At 72.6% G+C, this 19,366-nt stretch carries 20 protein-coding genes; 14 read left to right on the plus strand and 6 right to left on the minus strand.

Annotation, left to right across the window (positions count from 1 at the left end; all coding sequences use genetic code 11):
- Positions 1-41: 41 nt before the first annotated feature.
- The 9 genes from uraD (at position 42) to alc (ending at position 8,412) form a co-directional block, all read left to right on the plus strand.
- Positions 42-530, plus strand: coding sequence for a 2-oxo-4-hydroxy-4-carboxy-5-ureidoimidazoline decarboxylase (gene uraD / locus AWQ71_RS06620; protein WP_245658142.1), 489 nt, complete (start codon positions 42-44; stop codon positions 528-530).
- Positions 527-874, plus strand: a complete 348-nt coding sequence (gene uraH, locus AWQ71_RS06625) for a hydroxyisourate hydrolase (protein ID WP_067128265.1) — start codon at positions 527-529, stop codon at positions 872-874. The genes uraD and uraH overlap by 4 nt, the downstream gene beginning before the upstream one ends.
- 1 nt (position 875) lies before the next feature.
- Complete coding sequence (pucL, locus tag AWQ71_RS06630) at positions 876-1,772, plus strand: factor-independent urate hydroxylase (protein ID WP_067128268.1); 897 nt, start codon at positions 876-878, stop codon at positions 1,770-1,772.
- Positions 1,773-1,777: 5 nt separating this feature from the next.
- Positions 1,778-2,638, plus strand: a complete 861-nt coding sequence (locus AWQ71_RS06635) for an FAD binding domain-containing protein (protein ID WP_067128944.1) — start codon at positions 1,778-1,780, stop codon at positions 2,636-2,638.
- Entirely contained in the window at positions 2,638-3,237 is a 600-nt protein-coding gene (locus AWQ71_RS06640; protein ID WP_067128270.1) for a (2Fe-2S)-binding protein, read from the plus strand. The genes AWQ71_RS06635 and AWQ71_RS06640 overlap by 1 nt, the downstream gene beginning before the upstream one ends.
- A complete protein-coding gene (locus tag AWQ71_RS06645) occupies positions 3,230-4,594 on the plus strand; it encodes an 8-oxoguanine deaminase (protein WP_067128273.1) in 1,365 nt (454 codons plus the stop codon). Before AWQ71_RS06640 ends, AWQ71_RS06645 begins: the two co-directional genes overlap by 8 nt.
- 108 nt (positions 4,595-4,702) lie before the next feature.
- Positions 4,703-6,028 carry a glycerate kinase gene (locus tag AWQ71_RS39925; RefSeq protein ID WP_084258640.1) on the plus strand — a complete coding sequence of 442 codons (1,326 nt, stop codon included), beginning with the start codon at positions 4,703-4,705 and terminating at the stop codon, positions 6,026-6,028.
- 21 nt (positions 6,029-6,049) lie between these two features.
- Complete coding sequence (gene allB, locus AWQ71_RS06660) at positions 6,050-7,450, plus strand: allantoinase AllB (RefSeq protein WP_084258641.1); 1,401 nt, start codon at positions 6,050-6,052, stop codon at positions 7,448-7,450.
- Positions 7,447-8,412, plus strand: a complete 966-nt coding sequence (alc, locus tag AWQ71_RS06665) for an allantoicase (RefSeq protein WP_067128276.1) — start codon at positions 7,447-7,449, stop codon at positions 8,410-8,412. The genes allB and alc overlap by 4 nt, the downstream gene beginning before the upstream one ends.
- Before the next feature lie 58 nt (positions 8,413-8,470).
- Here alc and AWQ71_RS06670 read toward each other — a convergent pair whose 3' ends face one another.
- From AWQ71_RS06670 to thiO, 4 genes are all read right to left on the minus strand, one after another.
- Positions 8,471-10,708 carry a Stk1 family PASTA domain-containing Ser/Thr kinase gene (locus AWQ71_RS06670; RefSeq protein ID WP_157570218.1) on the minus strand — a complete coding sequence of 746 codons (2,238 nt, stop codon included), beginning with the start codon at positions 10,706-10,708 and terminating at the stop codon, positions 8,471-8,473.
- Positions 10,709-10,803: 95 nt separating this feature from the next.
- Positions 10,804-11,580, minus strand: coding sequence for a thiazole synthase (locus AWQ71_RS06675; protein WP_439650360.1), 777 nt, complete (start codon positions 11,578-11,580; stop codon positions 10,804-10,806).
- A 2-nt stretch (positions 11,581-11,582) separates the two neighbouring features.
- A complete protein-coding gene (thiS, locus tag AWQ71_RS06680) occupies positions 11,583-11,783 on the minus strand; it encodes a sulfur carrier protein ThiS (RefSeq protein WP_067128282.1) in 201 nt (66 codons plus the stop codon).
- The gene (gene thiO, locus AWQ71_RS06685) at positions 11,780-12,889 is read right to left on the minus strand and encodes a glycine oxidase ThiO (protein WP_067128285.1); all 1,110 of its coding nucleotides are present in this window, start codon (positions 12,887-12,889) and stop codon (positions 11,780-11,782) included. Before thiO ends, thiS begins: the two co-directional genes overlap by 4 nt.
- Before the next feature lie 409 nt (positions 12,890-13,298).
- Here thiO and AWQ71_RS06690 point away from each other — a divergent pair, with 409 nt between their 5' ends.
- The 3 genes from AWQ71_RS06690 to thiE all read left to right on the plus strand — a co-directional run bounded on the left by AWQ71_RS06690 (position 13,299) and on the right by thiE (position 15,705).
- Positions 13,299-14,474, plus strand: a complete 1,176-nt coding sequence (locus tag AWQ71_RS06690) for an NAD(P)/FAD-dependent oxidoreductase (protein WP_067128290.1) — start codon at positions 13,299-13,301, stop codon at positions 14,472-14,474.
- Between the two features lie 178 nt (positions 14,475-14,652).
- Positions 14,653-15,027 (plus strand): Rv2175c family DNA-binding protein, encoded by a 375-nt coding sequence (locus AWQ71_RS06695; protein ID WP_067128294.1) that lies wholly within the window; start codon positions 14,653-14,655, stop codon positions 15,025-15,027.
- Positions 15,028-15,057: 30 nt separating this feature from the next.
- Complete coding sequence (gene thiE, locus AWQ71_RS06700; protein ID WP_067128298.1) at positions 15,058-15,705, plus strand: thiamine phosphate synthase; 648 nt, start codon at positions 15,058-15,060, stop codon at positions 15,703-15,705.
- A 55-nt stretch (positions 15,706-15,760) separates the two neighbouring features.
- Here thiE and AWQ71_RS06705 read toward each other — a convergent pair whose 3' ends face one another.
- Positions 15,761-16,126, minus strand: a complete 366-nt coding sequence (locus AWQ71_RS06705; protein ID WP_067128301.1) for a YybH family protein — start codon at positions 16,124-16,126, stop codon at positions 15,761-15,763.
- Between the two features lie 97 nt (positions 16,127-16,223).
- On the opposite strand from AWQ71_RS06705, the gene AWQ71_RS06710 reads away from it, so the two are divergent.
- A complete protein-coding gene (locus AWQ71_RS06710; protein WP_067128304.1) occupies positions 16,224-17,114 on the plus strand; it encodes a LysR family transcriptional regulator in 891 nt (296 codons plus the stop codon).
- A 27-nt stretch (positions 17,115-17,141) separates the two neighbouring features.
- Here AWQ71_RS06710 and AWQ71_RS06715 read toward each other — a convergent pair whose 3' ends face one another.
- Entirely contained in the window at positions 17,142-18,209 is a 1,068-nt protein-coding gene (locus tag AWQ71_RS06715; RefSeq protein ID WP_067128953.1) for a polyprenyl synthetase family protein, read from the minus strand.
- 140 nt (positions 18,210-18,349) lie between these two features.
- Between AWQ71_RS06715 and metF the strand changes: the two genes are divergently transcribed.
- Positions 18,350-19,279, plus strand: a complete 930-nt coding sequence (gene metF / locus AWQ71_RS06720) for a methylenetetrahydrofolate reductase [NAD(P)H] (RefSeq protein WP_067128307.1) — start codon at positions 18,350-18,352, stop codon at positions 19,277-19,279.
- Positions 19,280-19,366 lie beyond the last annotated feature (87 nt).

The following is a 19,366-nucleotide window of genomic DNA, read 5'->3' on the forward strand; positions in this document are numbered from 1 at the left end:
CGCTGCTAGACCCGCCCCCCGCGGCGATGTTGACTGCATGCATGCGAGAACTCAGCCAGGAGGAGCTGCGCTCCTGCTGCGCGTCCACGACCTGGATGGACGCCGTCGCGGCGCGGCAGCCGTACGCCGACCTCGCCGCGCTGGTGGAGGCCGGCGAGGCCGCGGTCGCGGCGCTGGACTGGGCCGACATCGTGGAGGCGCTCGGGGCGCATCCCCGCATCGGCGAGCGCGCCCTGGCCGAGCGGACGGCGGACGGCGGGCGCGCGGAGGCGTGGTCCCGGGCCGAGCAGTCCGGTGCGGCCGGCGCGTCCCCGGCCGTGCTCGACGCCATCACCAGGGGAAACGTCGTCTACGAGGAACGATTCGGGCACGTCTACCTGGTACGCGCCACAGGCAGGAGCGCCGAGGAGATGCTCGGCCTGCTGCTCGCCCGGCTCGGGAACGACGACGAGACCGAGCGGGAGATCGTCCGCGCCGAGCTGGGCGAGATCGTCCGGCTCCGGCTGGAGAAGGCGGTGACCGGCGGGTGAGCCTCTCCACTCATGTGCTCGATCTGGCCAAGGGCGTCCCGGCCACCGGCGTGCTCGTGCGGCTCTCGCGCATGACCGTGCACGGTTTCCTCGCCGCGGCCGAGGGCCGTACGGACGACGACGGCCGGATCCGGGAGTGGTCGCCGGTGAGCGCGGAGTGGGTCGAGGGGACGGACCCGCGCCCCGGCACCTACCGCCTGGTCTTCCACACACGGGAGTACCTGGGGGAGGACGCGTTCTTCCCCGAGGTCAGCGTGGTCTTCACGATTCGCGAGCACGACGGCCACTGCCACGTGCCGCTGCTGCTCAGTCCGTACGCCTACTCGACCTATCGCGGGAGCTAACGTGATCGTCCTGGGTCCCAACCGGTACGGCAAGGCCGAGACCAGGGTGGTCAGGGTCACCCGGAACGGGGACGCCCACCGCCTGAAAGATCTCAACGTGAGCACGTCGCTGTCCGGCGCGATGGACGACGTCCACCTGACCGGCGACAACTCGGCCGTGCTCACCACCGACGCGCAGAAGAACACGGTGTACGCCTTCGCCAGAAAGCACGGCATCGGCGCGATCGAGGACTTCGCCCTGCTGCTGGCCGGGCACTTCGTGGACTCCCAGCCGTCCGTTCACCGGGCGCGGGTCGCGATCGACGAGTACGCCTGGGAGCGGAACGCCGGCTCCGGGCACTCGTTCCTCCGCTCGGGCGGCGAGGTGCGCACCTGCGTCGCCCACTACGACGGATCGGCCGCCTGGATGGTGTGCGGGCTGCGCGACCTCGTCGTGCTCAACACGACGAACTCCGAGTTCCGGGGGTTCGTCAAGGACGCGTACACGACGCTTCCGGAGACCGGCGACCGGATCCTCGCGACGGCGGTCGACGCGTCCTGGCGGCACACGGCGACGCCGCCCGACGGGACCGGCGCGGCAGGCGAAGAGGCCCCGACCGACTGGGACAAGTCGTATGAGAGCGCTCGCCAGGCGCTGCTCGCCGCCTTCGCCGGGACCTACAGCCGCTCCCTGCAGCAGACGCTGTACGCCATGGGAGCCCGCGTTCTCGCCGACTGCCCCGAGATCTGCGAGGTACGGCTCTCGCTGCCGAACAGGCACCACTTCCTGGTCGATCTCGCGCCGTTCGGGCTGGACAACCCCGACGAGGTCTACCTCGCGGCCGACCGGCCGTACGGGCTGATCGAGGGGACGGTCCTGCGTGACGACGCGCCCCCGGCCGGCCCGGCCTGGGAGTGACCGCCATGGACTTCCTGCGCCCCGCCACTTGGGAGGACGCCCTGGCGATGAAGGCCGCCAGGCCGGACGCGACGCCGATCCAGGGCGGCACGGACGTCATGGTCGAGATCAACCTCGACAAGGGGCGCCCGACGGCGCTCCTCGACCTGAACCCCGTCGCCGAGCTGTCCCGATGGTCCTGGACGGCCGGTCCCGCCCCGATGCTCCGCGTGGGCGCCGGTGTCACGTACACGCGGTTGATCGCGGAGCTGGGCGGGTGGCTGCCGGGACTCGCCCAGGCGTCCCGTACCGTCGGCTCGCCGCAGATCAGGAACAGGGGCACACTCGTGGGCAATCTGGGGGCGGCCTCGCCCGCCGGAGACGGCCATCCGCCGCTGCTGGCGTCCGGCGCGCTGGTCGAGGCCGAGTCGGTGCGCGGGACCCGGCTCATCCCGATCGGCGAGTTCTACATGGGCGTGAAGCGCAACGCGCTGGAGGGCGACGAGCTGATCCGCGCGGTCCACGTCCCCCCGGCAGCCGGTCCGCAGTGCTTCGCCAAGGTCGGTACGAGGAACGCGATGGTGATCGCGGTCTGCTCCTTCGCCGTCGCTCTCGACCTGCGGGCGCGGCGCGCGGGCACCGGGATCGGCTCGGCCGCCCCCACCCCGCGCCGGGCGCACGCGGCCGAGGAGTTCCTCGCCGGAGAGCTCGACTGGGACGGCGCGGGACCGGTCGATCCCGCGCTGGCCCGCAGGTTCGGCGAACTGGTCGCGGAGGCGGCCGCGCCCATCGACGACGTGCGCGGCCGGGCGGACTATCGGAGGCACGCCCTGGCCGTGATGGCGCGCCGGGCGCTCGGCTGGGCGTGGGCGGAGCGGGAGGTCTGATGCGGGTGAACGTCCACGTCAACGGTGAACCGATGGTCGCCGACGATGTCTGGGAGGGGGAGAGCCTGCTGTACGTGCTGCGCGAGCGGCTCGGCCTGCCCGGTGCGAAGAACGCCTGTGAGCAGGGCGAGTGCGGGTCGTGCACCGTCTACCTCGACGGGATCACGGTCTGCGCGTGCCTCGTGGCGGCGGGCCAGGCGGAGGGGCGCGAGGTGGTGACCGTCGAGGGGCTCTCCGAGGGACGCGCCCGACGGCGCGGCGGCGCTCACGACCGGAACCCGCGGCCGGACCCGGACGCCGATGGCGTCGCCGGGCCGCGGCTCGACAGGCTGGACGAGGTGCAGCGCTGTTTCGTCGAGGCCGGAGCCGTGCAGTGCGGGTTCTGCACGCCCGGGCTGGTCGTGCAGGCTCACTCGCTGATCGCGAGCGCCTCGCGGGTGCCCGAGGACGCCGAGATCCGCGAGGCGCTGGCCGGCAACCTGTGCCGGTGCACCGGATACGAGAAGATCCTCGACGCCGTACGGCTGGCCGCGGCGCGCGTGCACGCCCGCGCCGCCGCGGAGGACGCGCGAACCGTGCCGGGAGGGGCCGATGACTGACCGGGAACGGCCGAGCGTGGTCATCGAGAACGCGTACATCGCTCCGGTGGCCGGTGCGGAGATCCCCGGCGGCCATATCGTGATCGAAGGGGATCGCATCGTCGCCGTCGGGCCGGGCCGGGCGGACGCCGTACCGGCGGGCGCCGTACGCGTGGACGGGAGCGGCTGCCTGGCCACACCCGGTCTGGTCAACACCCACCATCACCTCTACCAGTGGGCCGCGCAGGGGATCGCCCCCGACGGGACGCTGTTCGAGTGGCTGGTCGCCAGCTATCCGGTGTGGGCCCGGATGGACGCCGAGACGGTGCACGGCGCGGCCACGGCGGGGCTCGCCTGGCTGGCGGCGTCGGGGTGCACCACGACGACCGACCACCACTACATCTTCCCGAAGGGGCGCGGCGACCTGTTCGACGCGGAGGTCGAGGCGGCCCGCGCCGTCGGCCTGCGGTTCCATCCGTGCCGGGGGTCGATGGATCTCGGCCGGTCACAGGGCGGCCTGCCGCCGGACGAGATCGTGGAGGACATCGACGAGATCCTCACCGCCACCGAGGACGCGATCAGGAAATATCACGATCCGTCCTTCGGGGCGATGCTCCGGGTCGCGGTCGCGCCCTGTTCGCCCTTCTCGGTGAGCGGCGAGCTGATGGTCCGCTCCGCCGAGCTCGCCCGCTCCCACGGCGTACGGCTGCACACGCACATCGCCGAGAGCCTGGATGAGGACGACCACTGCAAGGAGCGGTTCGGGGTCCTGCCGGTGGAGTACCTCGACCAGCTCGGCTGGCTCGGGCCCGACGTCTGGCTGGCGCACTGCGTCCACCTGACCGACAAGGACGTCCGGCGGTTCGCCGAAACCGGCACCGGCGCCGCGCACTGCCCGTCGTCGAACGGCCGTCTCGGCTCGGGCGTCGCGCGCGTACCCGACCTGCTGCGCGCCGGAGTTCCGGTCGGCCTCGGCGTGGACGGCGCCGCGTCCAGCGAGATGACCACGATGGCGGGTGAGATGCGGACGGCGATGCTGACGCAGCGCGCCCGCCACGGCCCGCACGCCCTGACCGCCCGCCAGGCGCTGGAACTCGCCACGCTGGGCGGGGCGCGCTGCCTCGGCCGCGCGGCGGAGATCGGGACGCTGGAGCCGGGCAAGCTGGCCGACGTCGCCCTGTGGCGGGTGGACGGTTTCCTCGCCGCGATCGACGACCCGGTGGTCGCCCTCGCGTACGGCGGCTCGCCGCCCCTGGCCCTGCTGCTGGCCGGCGGCCGGACGCTGGTCGAGGACGGCGAACTCCGCACCGTGCCCGCGGCGGAGGCCGCCAGGGCGGGGGCGGCGGCGCATCGGCGCCTGACGGCCGCGATCCCGTGACGGCCGTGATCCCGTGACGGGCACCCGCCGGTCATCGCCGGGCGCCGCCGTTCGACGATGATGGATCGTCAACGTTTGCCATCTTTCGCCGGACTTTGGAGAGCAGTAATGAAGGACCACGTCGTCATCGCGCCGGACAAGTTCAGGGGGTCGCTGACCGCCGCCGAGGTCGCCGCGCGGGTGGCCGCGGGGCTGGGCGACGTGCCGGCCCTGCGGATCCCGGTGGCCGACGGCGGTGACGGCACCGTGGACGCGGTCGTCGCCTGCGGGTTCACCCGGGTCGAGGTCGAGGTGACCGGCCCCGTCGGCGATCCCGTCCACGCCTCCTACGCCGTCCGGGACGGCGTCGCCGTGATCGAGCTGGCCGAGGCGTCCGGCCTGCGGCGGCTGCCCGGCGGGCCCGCGCCCCTGACCGCCACGAGCTACGGAACCGGCGAGCTGATCGCCCACGCCGTACGGCACGGCGCCCGCGAGGTCGTGCTCGGCCTCGGCGGCAGCGCCTGCACGGACGGCGGCGCGGGCATGCTCCAGGCGCTCGGCGCCCGGCTGCTGGACGAGAACGGTGAGGAGCTGCCGCCCGGCGGAGCCGCCCTCCGGAGGCTCGCCACCATCGACATCTCGGCCTTCGGCTCCGGCCACGCTCACGGGCATGAACACGAGCATGGCCACGAGCATGAGCACGAGCATGAGCACGGGCATGAGCACGGGCACGGCCGGGCCGAGGGGCAGGCGGGCGGGCACGGTCACGGGCATTCCGGGCGGGGGCTCGCGGACGTCGAGTTCGTGGTCGCGAGGGACGTGGACAACCCCCTCCTCGGCCCGCACGGAGCCGCGGCGGTGTACGGCCCGCAGAAGGGAGCCGGGCCCGAGGACGTGGCGGTGCTGGAGGCCGGACTGGCCCGGCTCGCCGCCGTCGCCGCGCACACCCACGGAGTGGTGGGGGCGAGCGAGCACGACGGGGTCGTCCGCGCGATGGGCGTCGCCGGACGGCCCGGGGCCGGGGCGGCCGGAGGCGTCGGTTTCGCCGCGCTGGCCTTCCTCCACGCCGAGATCAGCCCCGGCATCGAGTACCTCCTCGGCCTGCTGGAGTTCGACCGGCACGTCGAGGGCGCCCGGCTGGTCATCACCGGAGAGGGGGCGCTCGACGCGCAGTCCCTGCGTGGCAAGGCCCCGCTCGGGGTGGCCGCGGCGGCGGCAAAGCACGGCGTCCCGGTCGTCGCGGTCTGCGGCCGCCGGTCCATCTCGGACGAGGAACTGCGCTCGGCGGGTATCTCCGGGGCGTACGCGCTGACCGACCTCGAACCCGACGTCGAGAGATGCATGGCCGAGCCGGGGCCGCTGCTGGAGCGCCTGGCCGCGCTCATCGCGTCCGACCACCTGCCACCGTCCGCCGGCCGCGGCGGTCACGACGAAGCCCACGGAGGTTCCGCATGATCCGACCCGGTCCGTACCGCGATGACTGAGCCCCTCGCCCCCGGGACGGCGGAAGTTCCCGCGCCGGGAACGCCCGGGGGCCCACTGCCCGGCGAACCCGAGTTCGACCTGGTCGTGCGGTCCCGGCGGGTGGTCACCCCGGAGGGCGTGCGGCCGCTCGCGGTGGCCGTACGGGACGGGAAGATCGCGGCGCTGCTCCCGCACGACTCGCTCGAACACCGGCGGGAAGGGGCGGCGCGGGAGACGGTGGACCTGGGGGAGGTGGCGCTGCTTCCCGGCCTGGTCGACACCCACGTCCACGTCAACGAACCGGGCCGTACGCACTGGGAGGGGTTCGCCTCGGCCACCAGGGCGGCGGCCGCCGGGGGAGTCACGACCGTGGTCGACATGCCGCTCAACGCGCTGCCGCCCACGGTGAGCGTGGCCGCCCTGGAGATCAAGCGGCAGGCCGCCGCGGGCCGGTGCCACGTCGACGTCGGCTTCTGGGGCGGGGCGGTCCCCGGCAACGAGGGTGAGCTGGAGCCGCTGCACCGGGCCGGGGTCTTCGGCGTCAAGTGCTTCCTCTCGCCGTCCGGCCTGGACGAGTTCCCCGCTCTGGACCGCGCCGGGCTGCGGGAGGCCCTGCGGACGCTCGCCTCGTTCGACGGGCTGATGATCGTCCACGCCGAGGATCCGGCCCTCCTCACCGAGCCGCCCGGCCCGGCGTACCGGGACTTCCTGGCATCCCGTACGGCGGAAGCCGAGCGCAGGGCCGTCGCGCAGGTCGTCGAGCTGGCCGCCGAGACCGGCGCCCGCGCCCACATCGTCCACGTGTCGTCCGCGTCCTGCCTCGACGTGCTGCGGGCGGCGCGCCGGGACGGCGTGCGGATCAGCGCGGAGACCTGCCCGCACTACCTCACCCTGACCGCCGAGGAGGTCAGCGGGCCCGCCTACAAGTGCTGCCCTCCGATCAGGGAGGCCGCCAACCGCGACGGCCTCTGGCGGGGACTCGCCGACGGGCTGTTGATGGGCGTCGTCTCCGACCACTCGCCGTCCCCGCCCGACCTCAAGGCGCCCGGCTTCGCCGCCGCCTGGGGCGGGATCTCCTCGCTGCAACTCGGTCTCCCCGTCGTCTGGACGTCCGCGAGAGAACGCGGCCACGGCCTGAGCGAGGTGGCACGGTGGATGGCGGAGGGGCCGGCGGCGCTGGTGGGCCTGCCGTACAAGGGGGCGATCAGGCCGGGAGCGGACGCGGACCTGGTCGCCTTCGACCCGGAGGGGCGGTTCACCGTGGACGCCGCCGCGCTGCACCACCGGCACCCGGTGACGCCCTACGACGGCAGGACGCTGACGGGGGTCGTCGTCCGCACGTGGCTGCGCGGCCGACCGGCCGGCGGCGGCGCCCCGCGCGGCCGGCTCCTCGCCCGGGAGGGGATCGGATGAGAGGGCACGGCAGGCTCCCCGACCTCGCGCTCCGCACGTACGGAGGCTCGGTGGTCGCGGCGAGCGACGAGTCGTTCGCCGCCAAGGAGGCGCTGATCAGGCCGGGGCGGCCCGAGTTCCGTCCCCGCACGTTCGGCGCCAAGGGCCAGGTCTACGACGGGTGGGAGACCCGCAGGCGGCGCGAGCCCGGCCACGAATGGGCCGTGGTACGGCTCGGCCTGCCCGGCGTGATCAGGTCGGTCGTGATCGACACCGCCTGGTTCACCGGCAACTATCCGCCGTTCGCGTCCGTCGAGGCGTGTACGGCGGACGGCTACCCGGCGCCGGACGAGCTGACCGGGTGGGTGGAGATCGTGCCGCGCGCCGCTCTCACGGGCGACGCCGCGCACGAGTTCGAGGTGACCGACCCGCGGCGGTTCACGCACGTGCGGGTGAACGTCTTCCCCGACGGCGGCGTGGCCCGGCTGCGCGTGCACGGGGAGGTGGTGCCGGATCCGCGGCTCCTGTCCGGCCTGACCGTCGATCTGGCCGCGCTGGAGAACGGGGCGCGCGTCGTCGCCTGCTCGGACGAGTTCTACTCCTCGCCCGAGAACGTGCTCGCGCCGGGGCTCGCCAGGAACCAGGCCGAGGGCTGGGAGACCGCCCGCCGGCGCGACGGAGGCAACGACTGGCTGGTCGTCGCCCTCGCCGGGCCGGGCACCGTCGCCGTGGCCGAGCTGGACACCACGAACCTCCTGTACAACGCCCCGGGCGCGGCCGCGCTGCGCGGGATCGACGGCCGGTCGGCCGCGCTCGACGACGAGCACGCCTGGTTCACCCTGCTGCCGGAGACGCGGCTCCAGCCCGACACCCGGCACCGGTTCCGCCTCGACGACGACAGGCCGCTGACCCACGCCCGGATCGACATCTTCCCCGACGGCGGGCTGGCCCGGCTGCGGCTGCTCGGCTCCCTGCTCTCCTGAGCGGAAGAGCCCGCCCACCCCGGCTTCGCGGGATGGACGGGCTCCTCGACGGGGGAGGTCAGTGCCAGAGGATGACGGTCGTTCCCCGAGGCTGGTCACCGGTCGGGTTCTGCCCGAGGACGCGCTGTCCGCCGGCCAGGGCGCGGGTCTCCACCGCGAACCCCGCGGCCTCCAGCTCGCCCTTGGCCTCGCCCACGTCCTTGAAGAGCACGTTGGGGACGGTCACGAAGTCGGGGGCGGAGATCGACGGGTCGGTCTCCCACGGCCAGTGCCAGCCGTTGTCCGGCCCTCTGGAGACGGTCAGCCGTACGGCGGCGCCTCCGGCCACCGGGGCGCCCGCGGCCGGATCCTGCGCGATGACCGTACCCGGCGGGTTGGCGTCGGCCGCCTCGTCGACCTGGACCTGGAAGCCCCGCTCCTGGAGGAACTGCACCGCCTGGTCCTTCATCATCTTCGAGACGTCGGGCATCAGCAGGCCGGCGCTGACCACCAGGTTGATCGTCTCGCCCTTCCTGACCCGGCTGCCGACCGGCGGCTTGGTGCCGATGACGGCGTCGCGTTCGACGGCGTTGTTGGAGACGGTGCTCACCTGGCCGACCTCCAGGCCGGCCTCGGCGATCTTGACCTTGGCGTCGCCCACGCTGAGCTTCTCCACGTTCGGCACCGGGACGGTCTCCGGGCCCATGGACGCCACGAAGGTCAGCTGCGACCCCTCCTCGACCTCGCTGCCGGGGGCGGGCGAGATCTCCAGGACCAGGTCCTTGCCCACCTTCTCGTCGAACCTGGGCTCCCCGAGCTTGACCACGAAGCCCGCGTTCTCCGCCTGCTGGCGGGCCGCCACGATCTGCTGGTTCAGCAGGTTGGGAACCCGTTTGGTCTCCACCCGGGAGAACCACCAGCCGCTGAACGCGATGCCGCCGAGCATCACCACGACGAGGCCGACGAGCAACCAGGTCGATCGCCGTTGCAGTCGGGGCTTGCGCGTCTCCGTCGTCGCGATCTCGTGCTTCGGCTGGATCATGGTGTGCGCGGCGAGGTCCGATCCGCGGGTGGCGTACGACGTCGTGGCGGCGCCCGGCGAGCCGTGCATGCCTGGCGAGCCGGGCATTCCGGGCGCTTGCCTCCCGGGCGAACCGGGCATCCCCGGCGAACCGGGCATCCCAGGTGCTTGCCTTCCGGGCGAACCGTGCATTCCGGGTGCCTGGCTCCCGGACGCCTGGATCCCGGATGCCGGCATCCCAGGCGTACTGTGCCTTCCGGGCGACGAGGGGTGCGTTCCGGGCATGCTGTGCGTGCCCGGCATGCTCTGCGTTCCGGGTGCGCTGTGCACGCCGGACGTCCTGGACACCCCGGGATGGCTGTGCGTCCCCGGCATGCTGTGCGCGCCGCCGGCCGCCCTTCCCGGAGCGCCCGGCGCCGCGCCCCGCCCGGCCGGTCCGGCCGGCCCACGCGGCATCGTGCGATGCGTCTCGACGGCGGCCACCAGCATGGCGGTCGCGTCGGCGGGGCGGCGTGCGGGATCCCTGGCGGTGGCCGCGGCCACCAGGGCGTCGACCTGCGGAGGGATGCCGGCGACGATCGAGGACGGCGGGGGCACGCTGTCGTGCACGTGCCGGTAGGCGATGGACATCGGGGTCTCGCCCTCGTACGGCTGACGCCCGGTGATCAGCTCGAACAGCATGACCCCGGCCGCGTAGACGTCACTGCGGGCGTCCGCGACCCCCGAGGTCACCTGCTCGGGCGACATGTAACCGATCGTGCCGATCATCATGCCGGTCTTGGTCTGGTTGCTCGCCTCGACGGCCCGGGCCAGGCCGAAGTCCACGACCTTGACCCGGCCGTCATCGGAGAGCAGCACGTTCTCCGGCTTGACGTCCCGGTGGATGAGCCCCGCCTGATGGGCCGCGCCGAGGGCGGCCAGCACGGGGATCAGGAGTTCGAGCGCCTCCCGGGGGGCCAGCGGACCGCGCGAGCGCAGCACGTCACGCAGGGTCTTGCCCGGCACGTACTCCATCGTCAGATAGACGGTGGATCCGTCCATGCCCTGGTCGAAGACCTGGACCACGTTGGGGTGGGACAGGCTCGCGACTGACTTGGCCTCGCCGATGAACCTCTGGACGAACTTCGGGTCCTCGGCCAGCGAGCGGTGCATCACCTTGAGGGCGAGCATCCGGTCGAGCCGGGTGTCCTGCGCCAGGTAAACGGAGGCCATGCCGCCCCGGGCGATCCTCGACTCGACGCGGTAACGTCCGTCGAGCAGCTGCCCCACCAACGGGTCGGTTAACGACGTGTCCACCCGCCTGAGTTTACGGGTCCTTTGTCACGGGTAGGCCCTTTCAGCTACGAGACTGTGACCGAATTGGACCGTAATGGGGACCTTGGGGCGGAACGTTATGCGAACCCCGGCAGCGAGGGGGAGGACGCCTCCGCATACCGCCGCCGGGGGATCCGGCCCGCCAGCCGCGCCATCCGTCCCGCCTCGACCGCCGAGCGCATCGCGGAGGCCATGAGCTCCGGCCGCTGGGCGCGCGTCACCGCCGTCGCCAGCAACACGGCGTCGCAGCCCAGCTCCATCGCCAGCGCGGCGTCGCTCGCGGTGCCCAGACCCGCGTCGAGGATCACCGGGACCGACGCTGCCTCGACGATCAGCTCGATGCTGTGCGGGTTGCGGATGCCCAGACCGGACCCGATCGGCGCGCCCAGCGGCATCACCGCCGCGCACCCCGCCTGCTCCAGCCTGCGGGCGAGCGCCGGATCATCCCCGATGTACGGCAGCACGACGAAGCCGTCCGCCACCAGCCGCTCGGCGGCGTCGAACGTCTCGATCGGGTCGGGCAGCAGGGTCCGCTCGTCGGAGATGACCTCCAGCTTCACCCAGTTCGTCTCCAGGGCCTCCCGGGCCAGACGCGCGGTCAGCACGGCCTCGCCCGCGGTGAAGCAGCCCGCCGTGTTCGGCAGGACCTTGATGCCGCGCCGCCGCAGCACGTCGAGCACCGACCCCTGGACCGCCGGGTCCAGCCGCCGCATGGCGACCGTGGTCAGCTCGGTGCCGGACGCCTCGAGCGCCCGGTCGAGCACCTCCAGGGAAGGGGCGCCGCCGGTGCCCATGATCAACCGGGAGGAGAACTTCTCCCCGCCGATGACCAGCACGTCGTCCTCGTCGCTCACCGTCATCCTCCCTGCACCGCCGTCAGCACCTCGACCCGGTCGTTCTCGGTCAGCGAGGTCGACTCCCAGGCGCCCCTGCTCACCACCACGTCGTTCACCGCCACGGCGACGCCGCTGGTCATCGCCGTGAGCGTACGCACGGCCTGTGCCACGGTCGTGCCGTCGGGCAGTTCACCGGCGTCTCCATTGATCGTCACCTTCATCGCAGGCCCCTTTCCGGATCGCAGGACCGGACGGCGTCGGGCACGTCGCCGCCGGTCAGGAACGCCGTGACCGCCTCCGCGGTGACCGGCGCGAGCAGCACGCCTCCGCGGTGGTGACCGGTCGCCGCGATCACACCCCGCGCGACCGCCGGGCCGATCAACGGCAGGTTGTCGGGCGTGCCGGGCCGGAAACCGACGGTCGTCTCCGCCAGCTCCAGCTCCGTGATGCCCGGGACCAGCTCGCGCGCGTCGCGCAGCAGCTCGTAGACGCCGCCCGCGGTCACCCGATCGTCGAACCCCAGCTCCTCGACGGTGGCGCCGAGTGTGATCTCGCCGTCGCCCCTGGGCACCAGGTACGCGGGCGACCCGTGGACCTTCCCTCGTACGCACCGGCTCAGGAAGCCCTTGGGGCCGCGCAGCCGCAGGATCTGGCCCTTGACCGGCCGCACCGGCAGACCGGGCGCGAGCGACGCCGACCAGGACCCCGCCGCGATCACCACACGGTCCGCGGTCCGCTCCTCACCCGACGCCAGCCGTACGCCGCGGGCCTCGTCCCCGTCCACGACCAGCTCGGTCACCCGGTCACGCACCAGCGTGCCGCCCGCCCGCTCGAACGCCGCCCGCAGCGCCCGCATCACCAGACGCGGATTCACCCACGCGTCGCTCGCGGCCAGCAGCCCGCCGCGCACCGACGGCGACAGCATCGGCTCGAACTTCCGGCACTCGCGGCCCGTCAACCGTTCCACCGGCAGACCGAGCGTCTCCTCGAACGCCGCGAGATCCTCCAGGTAGGCCATGTCGTCCGGGCCGTACGCGACCTCGAGCGTGCCCTCGGCGCGGTAGTCGATATCGACACCGCTCTCCTCCTGCAGCTCGTCCCGGAAGGACGGCCACCTCTCCAGCGACGCCAGCCCCAGCCGCAGCAACGGCTCCTCGGTGTACGTCACCTCGCTGACCGGGGCGAGCATCCCGGCCGCCGCGTGCGACGCCCCCGCCCCCGGATCCGGATCCACAACAGCGACGGAAAGGCCGCCCCGGACGGCACGCCAGGCCGCCGACAGACCCACCACGCCACCGCCCACGACGACCACGTCGTAGCCACGCACCTTGCGCTCCCTTCGCCGGCATTACCCGGATCAGGTGTTCTGGCGGTCGAGAGCTGTCACACGGTCGCGCTCGGGGTCCTCGTTCGCTTCGCGGGAGGCTCGTTCCTCGCCTGCCACTTCGCTCACTGCGGTCCTCGCCGCTCCCGTCTCCGGTCGCGCTCGGGGTCCTCGTTCGCTTCGCGGGAGGCTCGTTCCTCGCCTGCCACTCCGCTCACTGCGGTCCTCGCCGCTCCGTACGCTCTCCTCTCAGCCCGGCTCACCGGGCTCCCGCGCGTCTTACGCCTCAAGACTAGTCTTGATCGGGAGTGTCACGCACAACACGGTCGATGCCGCTCGTGCGGGCTACTTGCTCAACTCGTTACCAAATCTCCATTGGCGGGTGCCCCGGTGGCCGATCTAGGGTCAGGGCGTGGATCACGTCGTGGTGGTAGGTGCCGGCCTGGCCGGGATACGGAGCATCGAGGCCCTGCGAGCCCATGGGTTCGCCGGCCGGATCACGCTGATCGGCGAGGAACGTCATCGCCCCTATGACAGGCCGCCCCTTTCCAAGGCGGTGCTGCTCGGAGAGACCGACTCCACCGTGGTCGACTCCGACCTGGACGCCCTCGACGTGCGGCTGTTCCTCGGGACCGCCGCCAAGGGGCTCGGCGCCGGCGTGCTGGAGACCACGGAAGGGGAGCTCGCGTTCGACGGGCTCGTCATCGCCACAGGCGCCACGCCCATCCGGCTGCGCGGCGAGGGCAGGCAACACGTCCTGCGCACCATCGACGACGCCATCGAGCTGCGCTCCCGGCTCGTGCCCGGCGCCCGCGTCGCCGTCATCGGCGCCGGCTGGATCGGCGCCGAGGTGGCCACCGCGGCGGCGAAGGCCGGGTGCGCCGTCACGGTCGTCGAGGGCGGCGAGGCCCCGCTCGCCGCGGCCCTCGGCGCCACCGCCGGCGCGTACACCACCGGCTGGTACGCCGAGGCGGGCATCGAGCTCCGGCTCGGCGCCGTGGTCGGCTCCGTCGATCCCGACGGCCTGACGCTCATGTCGGGCACACGCATCCCGGCGGACGTCGTCGTGACCGGGGTCGGCGTACGTCCCGCCGTCGACTGGCTGAAGGGCTCGGCCGTGGAGCTCGACAACGGCGTCGTCGTGGACGAGCACCTGCGCACGTCCGTGCCCGGCGTCGTCGCCGTGGGCGACTGTGCCAACTGGTGGTCGCGCAGGTCCGGCAGGCGGATGCGGGTCGAACACTGGGACAACGCGCTCGGCGCCCCGGACACCGCCGCCGCCAGCCTGCTCGGCGAGGACGCGGTGTACGACCCCGTCCCGTATTTCTGGTCGGAGCAGTTCGGCCGGATGGTGCAGTTCGCCGGATGCCGCGATGGCGGCCGCCTGATCCTGAGAGGAAAGCCCGAATCGGATCGGAAGTGGGCGGCCTGCTGGCTCACCGATGACGATAGGCTCGCCGCCGTGCTGACCGTCGACCGGCCCCGCGACCTCGTGCAGGGACGGCGGCTGATCGAGGCCGCGCGACGGATGGACGTGGCCCGGATCTCCGACCCCGCCGCCCCCCTCCGTGACTGCGTCCTGCCCTAGCCGCGGAGGCTTTCCGGCGGCCCGGCGGCTGATCCGCGCCGGGCCGAAGGAGTACGGTCGGCGGACGGGAAGAGAACGCCAAATGGCCGTCGCGTCGGGCCATGAGGCGCGTCAGGCTTTACCGGGCGCTCCGCAATCGAGGTGTTTTGCGGCGGCCACCTGTGGTAATCGTGGATTTGTGACGCTTACTGTTGCGCAGATCGACAGAGAGACCGACCAGCTCGTAGGGGAGTGGCTCCCCCTCTCTGAGGTCGCGAAGACGCTCGGACTTACCATCGGCAGAGCCAAACAACTCCTGAAGGACAAGAAGCTCGTCGGCGCCCGCAGGGGCGGCGGAGGGCCACAGATCCCGGCGAAGTTCATCGGCGAGGACGACGTGCTCAAGGGCCTGCCCGGCACGCTCACCGTGCTCGCCGACGCCGGATTCGACGAGGTCGAGTCGATCCGCTGGCTCTTCACGCCCGACGAGTCGCTGCCGGGAGCGCCGATCGACGCGATCAGCGTCGGACGGCACACCGAGGTCAAGCGCAGGGCGCAGGCTCTCGGATTCTGACCGATTCGCCGGGCGTGGCATGGTGGTGGGGTGAATCTCCGAAAGCGGCTGGCCGACGCCCGGCTCTACCTTTGCACCGACGGCCGGCGTGGCCGTGGCGATCTGCCCGAGTTCCTCGACGCCGTGCTGGCCGCCGGTGTGGACATCGTCCAGCTCCGGGAGAAGGGGCTGGAGGCGCGCGAGGAGCTCGCGCTCCTGGAGGTCTTCCGCGAGGCCTGTGATCGGCACGGCGCGTTGCTCGCGGTGAACGACCGCGCCGACGTCGCCCGCGCCGCGCGCCCCGACATCCTGCACCTCGGCCAGGACGACCTGCCGGTCCCCGTCGCCCGGGAGATCCTCGGGCCGGACATCCTGATCGGCAGGTCCACCCACTCGGCTGACGAGGCGACCGCGGCCGCGGCCGAGCCCGGCGTGGACTACTTCTGCTGCGGCCCGATCTGGCCGACGCCGACCAAGCCCGGCCGTCCCGCTCCCGGTGTGGCGTTGCTGGATCACGCCTCCCGGCTGGACACGGACCGGCCGTGGTTCGGCATCGGCGGCATCGACCTCGGCAACCTCGGCGAGGTCCTCTCCCACGGCGTGCGCCGGGTCGTCGTCGTACGGGCGATCACCGAGGCGGAGGACCCTGCGGCGGCGACGGCCGAGCTGCGCGCCCGCCTCGACGCCGTCCCTTTCTGATCACCTCTGCCGCCTCGGAAGGCGCAATCCAGCACCGACGCGGCCGGCGTGACCGTCAGCGGGTGGGAGTGACGAACTCGGGCTGGTCGAGCAGGCGCAGCCAGCTCCCGTCAGGCTGGCGCCGGACGACCTGCGCGCGGGCGCCGGACCCGTCTTTCGGCGGGGTGGAGGTGAGAGCGATGTCGCCGCCGATCAGCGTCGGCAGCGGCTCCTCCGGCTCGAAGTGGGGACGGCCGGCCAGCACCTTCTCCCACAGCGCGCGGATCGCCTCCCGGCCGACCGTCTGACCGCCGGGCGGGTAGGCGATCACCGCGTCCTCCTCGTAGAGCGCGGCGACTCCGGCCGCGTCGCCCGCGTTGGACCGCTCGACGAACAGGCGGGTGATGTCCTCGGGCCGCATGGCCTTCTCGTACTCCGGCATGGATTCCTCCTGACGTCGGATTCAACGCGTCCTAGCGTGGCCGTCCGCTGACCAGAAGTCCAACAGCTTGTTCTACTGCTAACTAGAATCTCTAGTTATGGAACTGAGGCAGCTGGAATACTTCGTCGCGGTCGCCGAGGAGGAGAACTTCACCCGGGCGGCCGAGCGGGTCCACATCAGCCAGTCCGGCGTCAGTGCCCAGATCCGCCGGCTTGAGCGTGAACTCGGCGCCGAGCTCTTCGACCGGTCGGCGCGGACCACCACCCTCACCGTCGCGGGCAAGGCCGCGCTCGAACACGCCCGCGCCGCGCTCGCCGCCGCTTCGGCGATCGGCCAGGCGGTGGGCGAGGTGACCGGCCTGATCCGAGGACGGCTCACGGTCGGGATGATCACGGGATGCACCGTCACACCCCTGTTCGACGCCCTCGCCGCGTTCCACCGGGCGCATCCAGGCGTGGAGATCTCGCTACTGGAGGACAACTCCGACCGGCTCGTCGAGGGAGTGCGCGCCGGCACCGTCGACCTGGCCCTCGTCGGGGCCGCGACCGCCGCCCCCGAGGGGCTGGACGCGTTGACCATCATCAGCGAGCGGCTCGTCGTCGCGGTGCCGGACGGCCACCCTCTGACGGAGCGCGGGAAGGTCGTACTGCGTGACGTGTGCGCCCATCCGGTCGTCTGCATGCCGCCGGGCACCGGCCTGCGTACGGTCTTCGACCAGGCATGCGCGGCCCGGGATCTCCGCCCGGTGATCGCGCTGCAGGCCAGCGCCGTGGACGCCATCGCCGACCTCGCCGCCCGAGGGCTCGCCGTCGCCGTGCTCAGCCGTTCGATGGCCGAGCGCTACCGCGACCGGCTCGTCACCCGCACCATCGACGACCTCGAAACGCCCGCCCTGCTCGCCCTCGTCTGGAGGGGCTCGCACAGCCCCGCGCTGCGTGAGCTGCTCGTACACAGCAGGCGGGCGTTCAGCGCGCCCGACATCTCCTAGCCGTACCGCCCAGGCAGGTTCGATGAATCAGGTGCGGCGCGTGGTGGCGGCGACGGCCAGCGCGCCGAGCGCGTCGCGCGCCTCGGCCTCGATCGGCGCGTGTTCGAGGGATCGGAGCGCGTCGTCGAGATAGCGCTTGATCATGTCCTCGCACTGGGCCAGCGCGCCGGTCTCCTCGATGACGAAGCGGAGCTGCGCCACGCCCTCCCCGTCCAGCTTCGGGTCGCCGAGCAACGTGCGTACGACCTCGGCCTGGGAGTCGGTGGCGGCGGCGAGCGTCCGCGCGATCAGCATGGTGCGCTTGCCCTCACGCAGGTCGTCGCCCGCGGGCTTGCCCGTCTCGGCGGGGTCGCCGAAGACCCCGAGGACGTCGTCGCGGAGCTGGAACGCGATGCCGACCTTCTGGCCGTATTCGACGCAGAGCCGGTCGATCCACGGGGTCACACCGCGCGTGGCGAGGACGAGGCCGAGCCGCAGCGGCTGCTCCACCGAATACTTGCCGCTCTTGTACAGGGCCACGCGCAGGGCGCTCTCGAAGGTGCTCTCGCCCTTGGCCTGCTCAAGCAGATCGAGGTACTGCCCGAACATCAGCTCGGTGCGCATGTGGTCGTAGACCGGCTGCGCGGCGGCCAGGGCCTCGTCGGGCACGCCGCTGGTCCGCCACATCTGCCCCGACCAGATGAGGAGGAGGTTGCCGAGCAGCACCGCCGCGCCCTCGCCGAACTGCTCCGCCGACCCGTGCCACCCCGACTCGGCGTGCAGCCGCTCGAAGCGGCGGTGCGCCGCGGGCATGCCGCGCCGCAGGTCGCTCGCGTCCATCACGTCGTCGTGGATGAGCGCGCTGGCCTGCAGGAGTTCGAGGGAGGCGGCGGCGCGGTAGACCGCCGGGTCGTCACCGCCGCCGGCCGCCCGCCACCCCCAATGGCAGAAGGCCGGGCGCAGTCTCTTGCCGCCTGCGATGAAGTCGTCCACGGTGGACAGCAGTACGGCGAACTGGGGGTCGTCGAAGAACGGTCGCTGCTCGTCGAGGAACCTTCGTAGAGATCGATCCACTTCGGAACGTACGAGGTCGAGCGGGGCGGCGGACGTGGTCATGCCCTTGAGCGTAACCGGCATAGATCGAACAGTGGAGGCCTGGGAGGCATAAGTGGAGAAAGGTAACAAAGCGACCGCGTTTCGTCCGCATCGTGAGAGGCCACGCGGCAGTCGGAGACCAGGACGGTAGCCTGGTCACCATGGCTTTGGGTCTCCCGTCACGACTTCCGGACCGCGTCCCCACGATCCGCGAGCTGCTCGCGAAGGGGGAGCGGTCGTTCTCGTTCGAGTTCTTCCCGCCGAAGAACGACGAGGGGGAGCGGCAGCTGTGGCGCGCGATCCGCGAGCTGGAGGCGCTGCGGCCCACCTTCGTGTCCGTGACGTACGGCGCCGGCGGCAGCACGCGCGACCGCACGGTCGAGATCGTCGAGCGCCTCGCCCACGAGACGACGCTGACCCCGGTCGCGCACTTCACCGCGGTCGACCACTCCATCAAGGAGCTGCGCCACCTGATCGGCAGGTTCGCCGACGCGGGCGTGCGCAACATCCTGGCCGTACGCGGCGACCCGCCCGGCGGCAACCCGCTGGACGAGTGGGTCAAGCACCCCGAGGGCGTGGCGTACGCCGAGGAACTGGTCCGGCTGATCCGCCAGTCCGGCGACTTCTGCGTGGGCGTGGCGGCCTTCCCGTACAAGCACCCCCGGTCGGGCACGATCGAGTCGGACACCGACTACTTCGTGCGCAAGTGCCAGGCCGGCGCCGACTACGCGATCACGCAGATGTTCTTCCGCGCGGAGGACTACCTGCGCCTGCGGGACCGGGTGGCCGCCAAGGGCTGCGCCACGCCGATCATCCCGGGCGTCATGCCGGTGACCCAGATCAGCACGATCGCCCGTTCCGAGCAGTTGTCGGGCGCCCCGTTCCCGCCGGAGGTGGCGGCCCGGTTCGAGAAGGTCGCGCACGACCCGGCGGCGGTGCGCCGCCTCGGCGTCGAGCACGCGGCGGAGATGTGCCAGACGCTGCTCGACGAGGGCGCGCCGGGCATCCACTTCATCACCTTCAACAGGTCGAGCGCGACCCGCGAGGTCTTCCAGGCGCTCGCCGCGAGCCCCACCGCGCTCACCGCCTAAGTCTCTCCCGGCTTTCCCGGCCCAGGCCGGGCCCGCTCCCGGCGGCCGATCACGCGGCGGCCGCCCCGCGCGTTCTCGTGGTGTGCG

This window comes from Microtetraspora malaysiensis (assembly GCF_001528665.1).
Classification (GTDB): Bacteria; Actinomycetota; Actinomycetes; order Streptosporangiales; family Streptosporangiaceae; genus Microtetraspora_A; species Microtetraspora_A malaysiensis.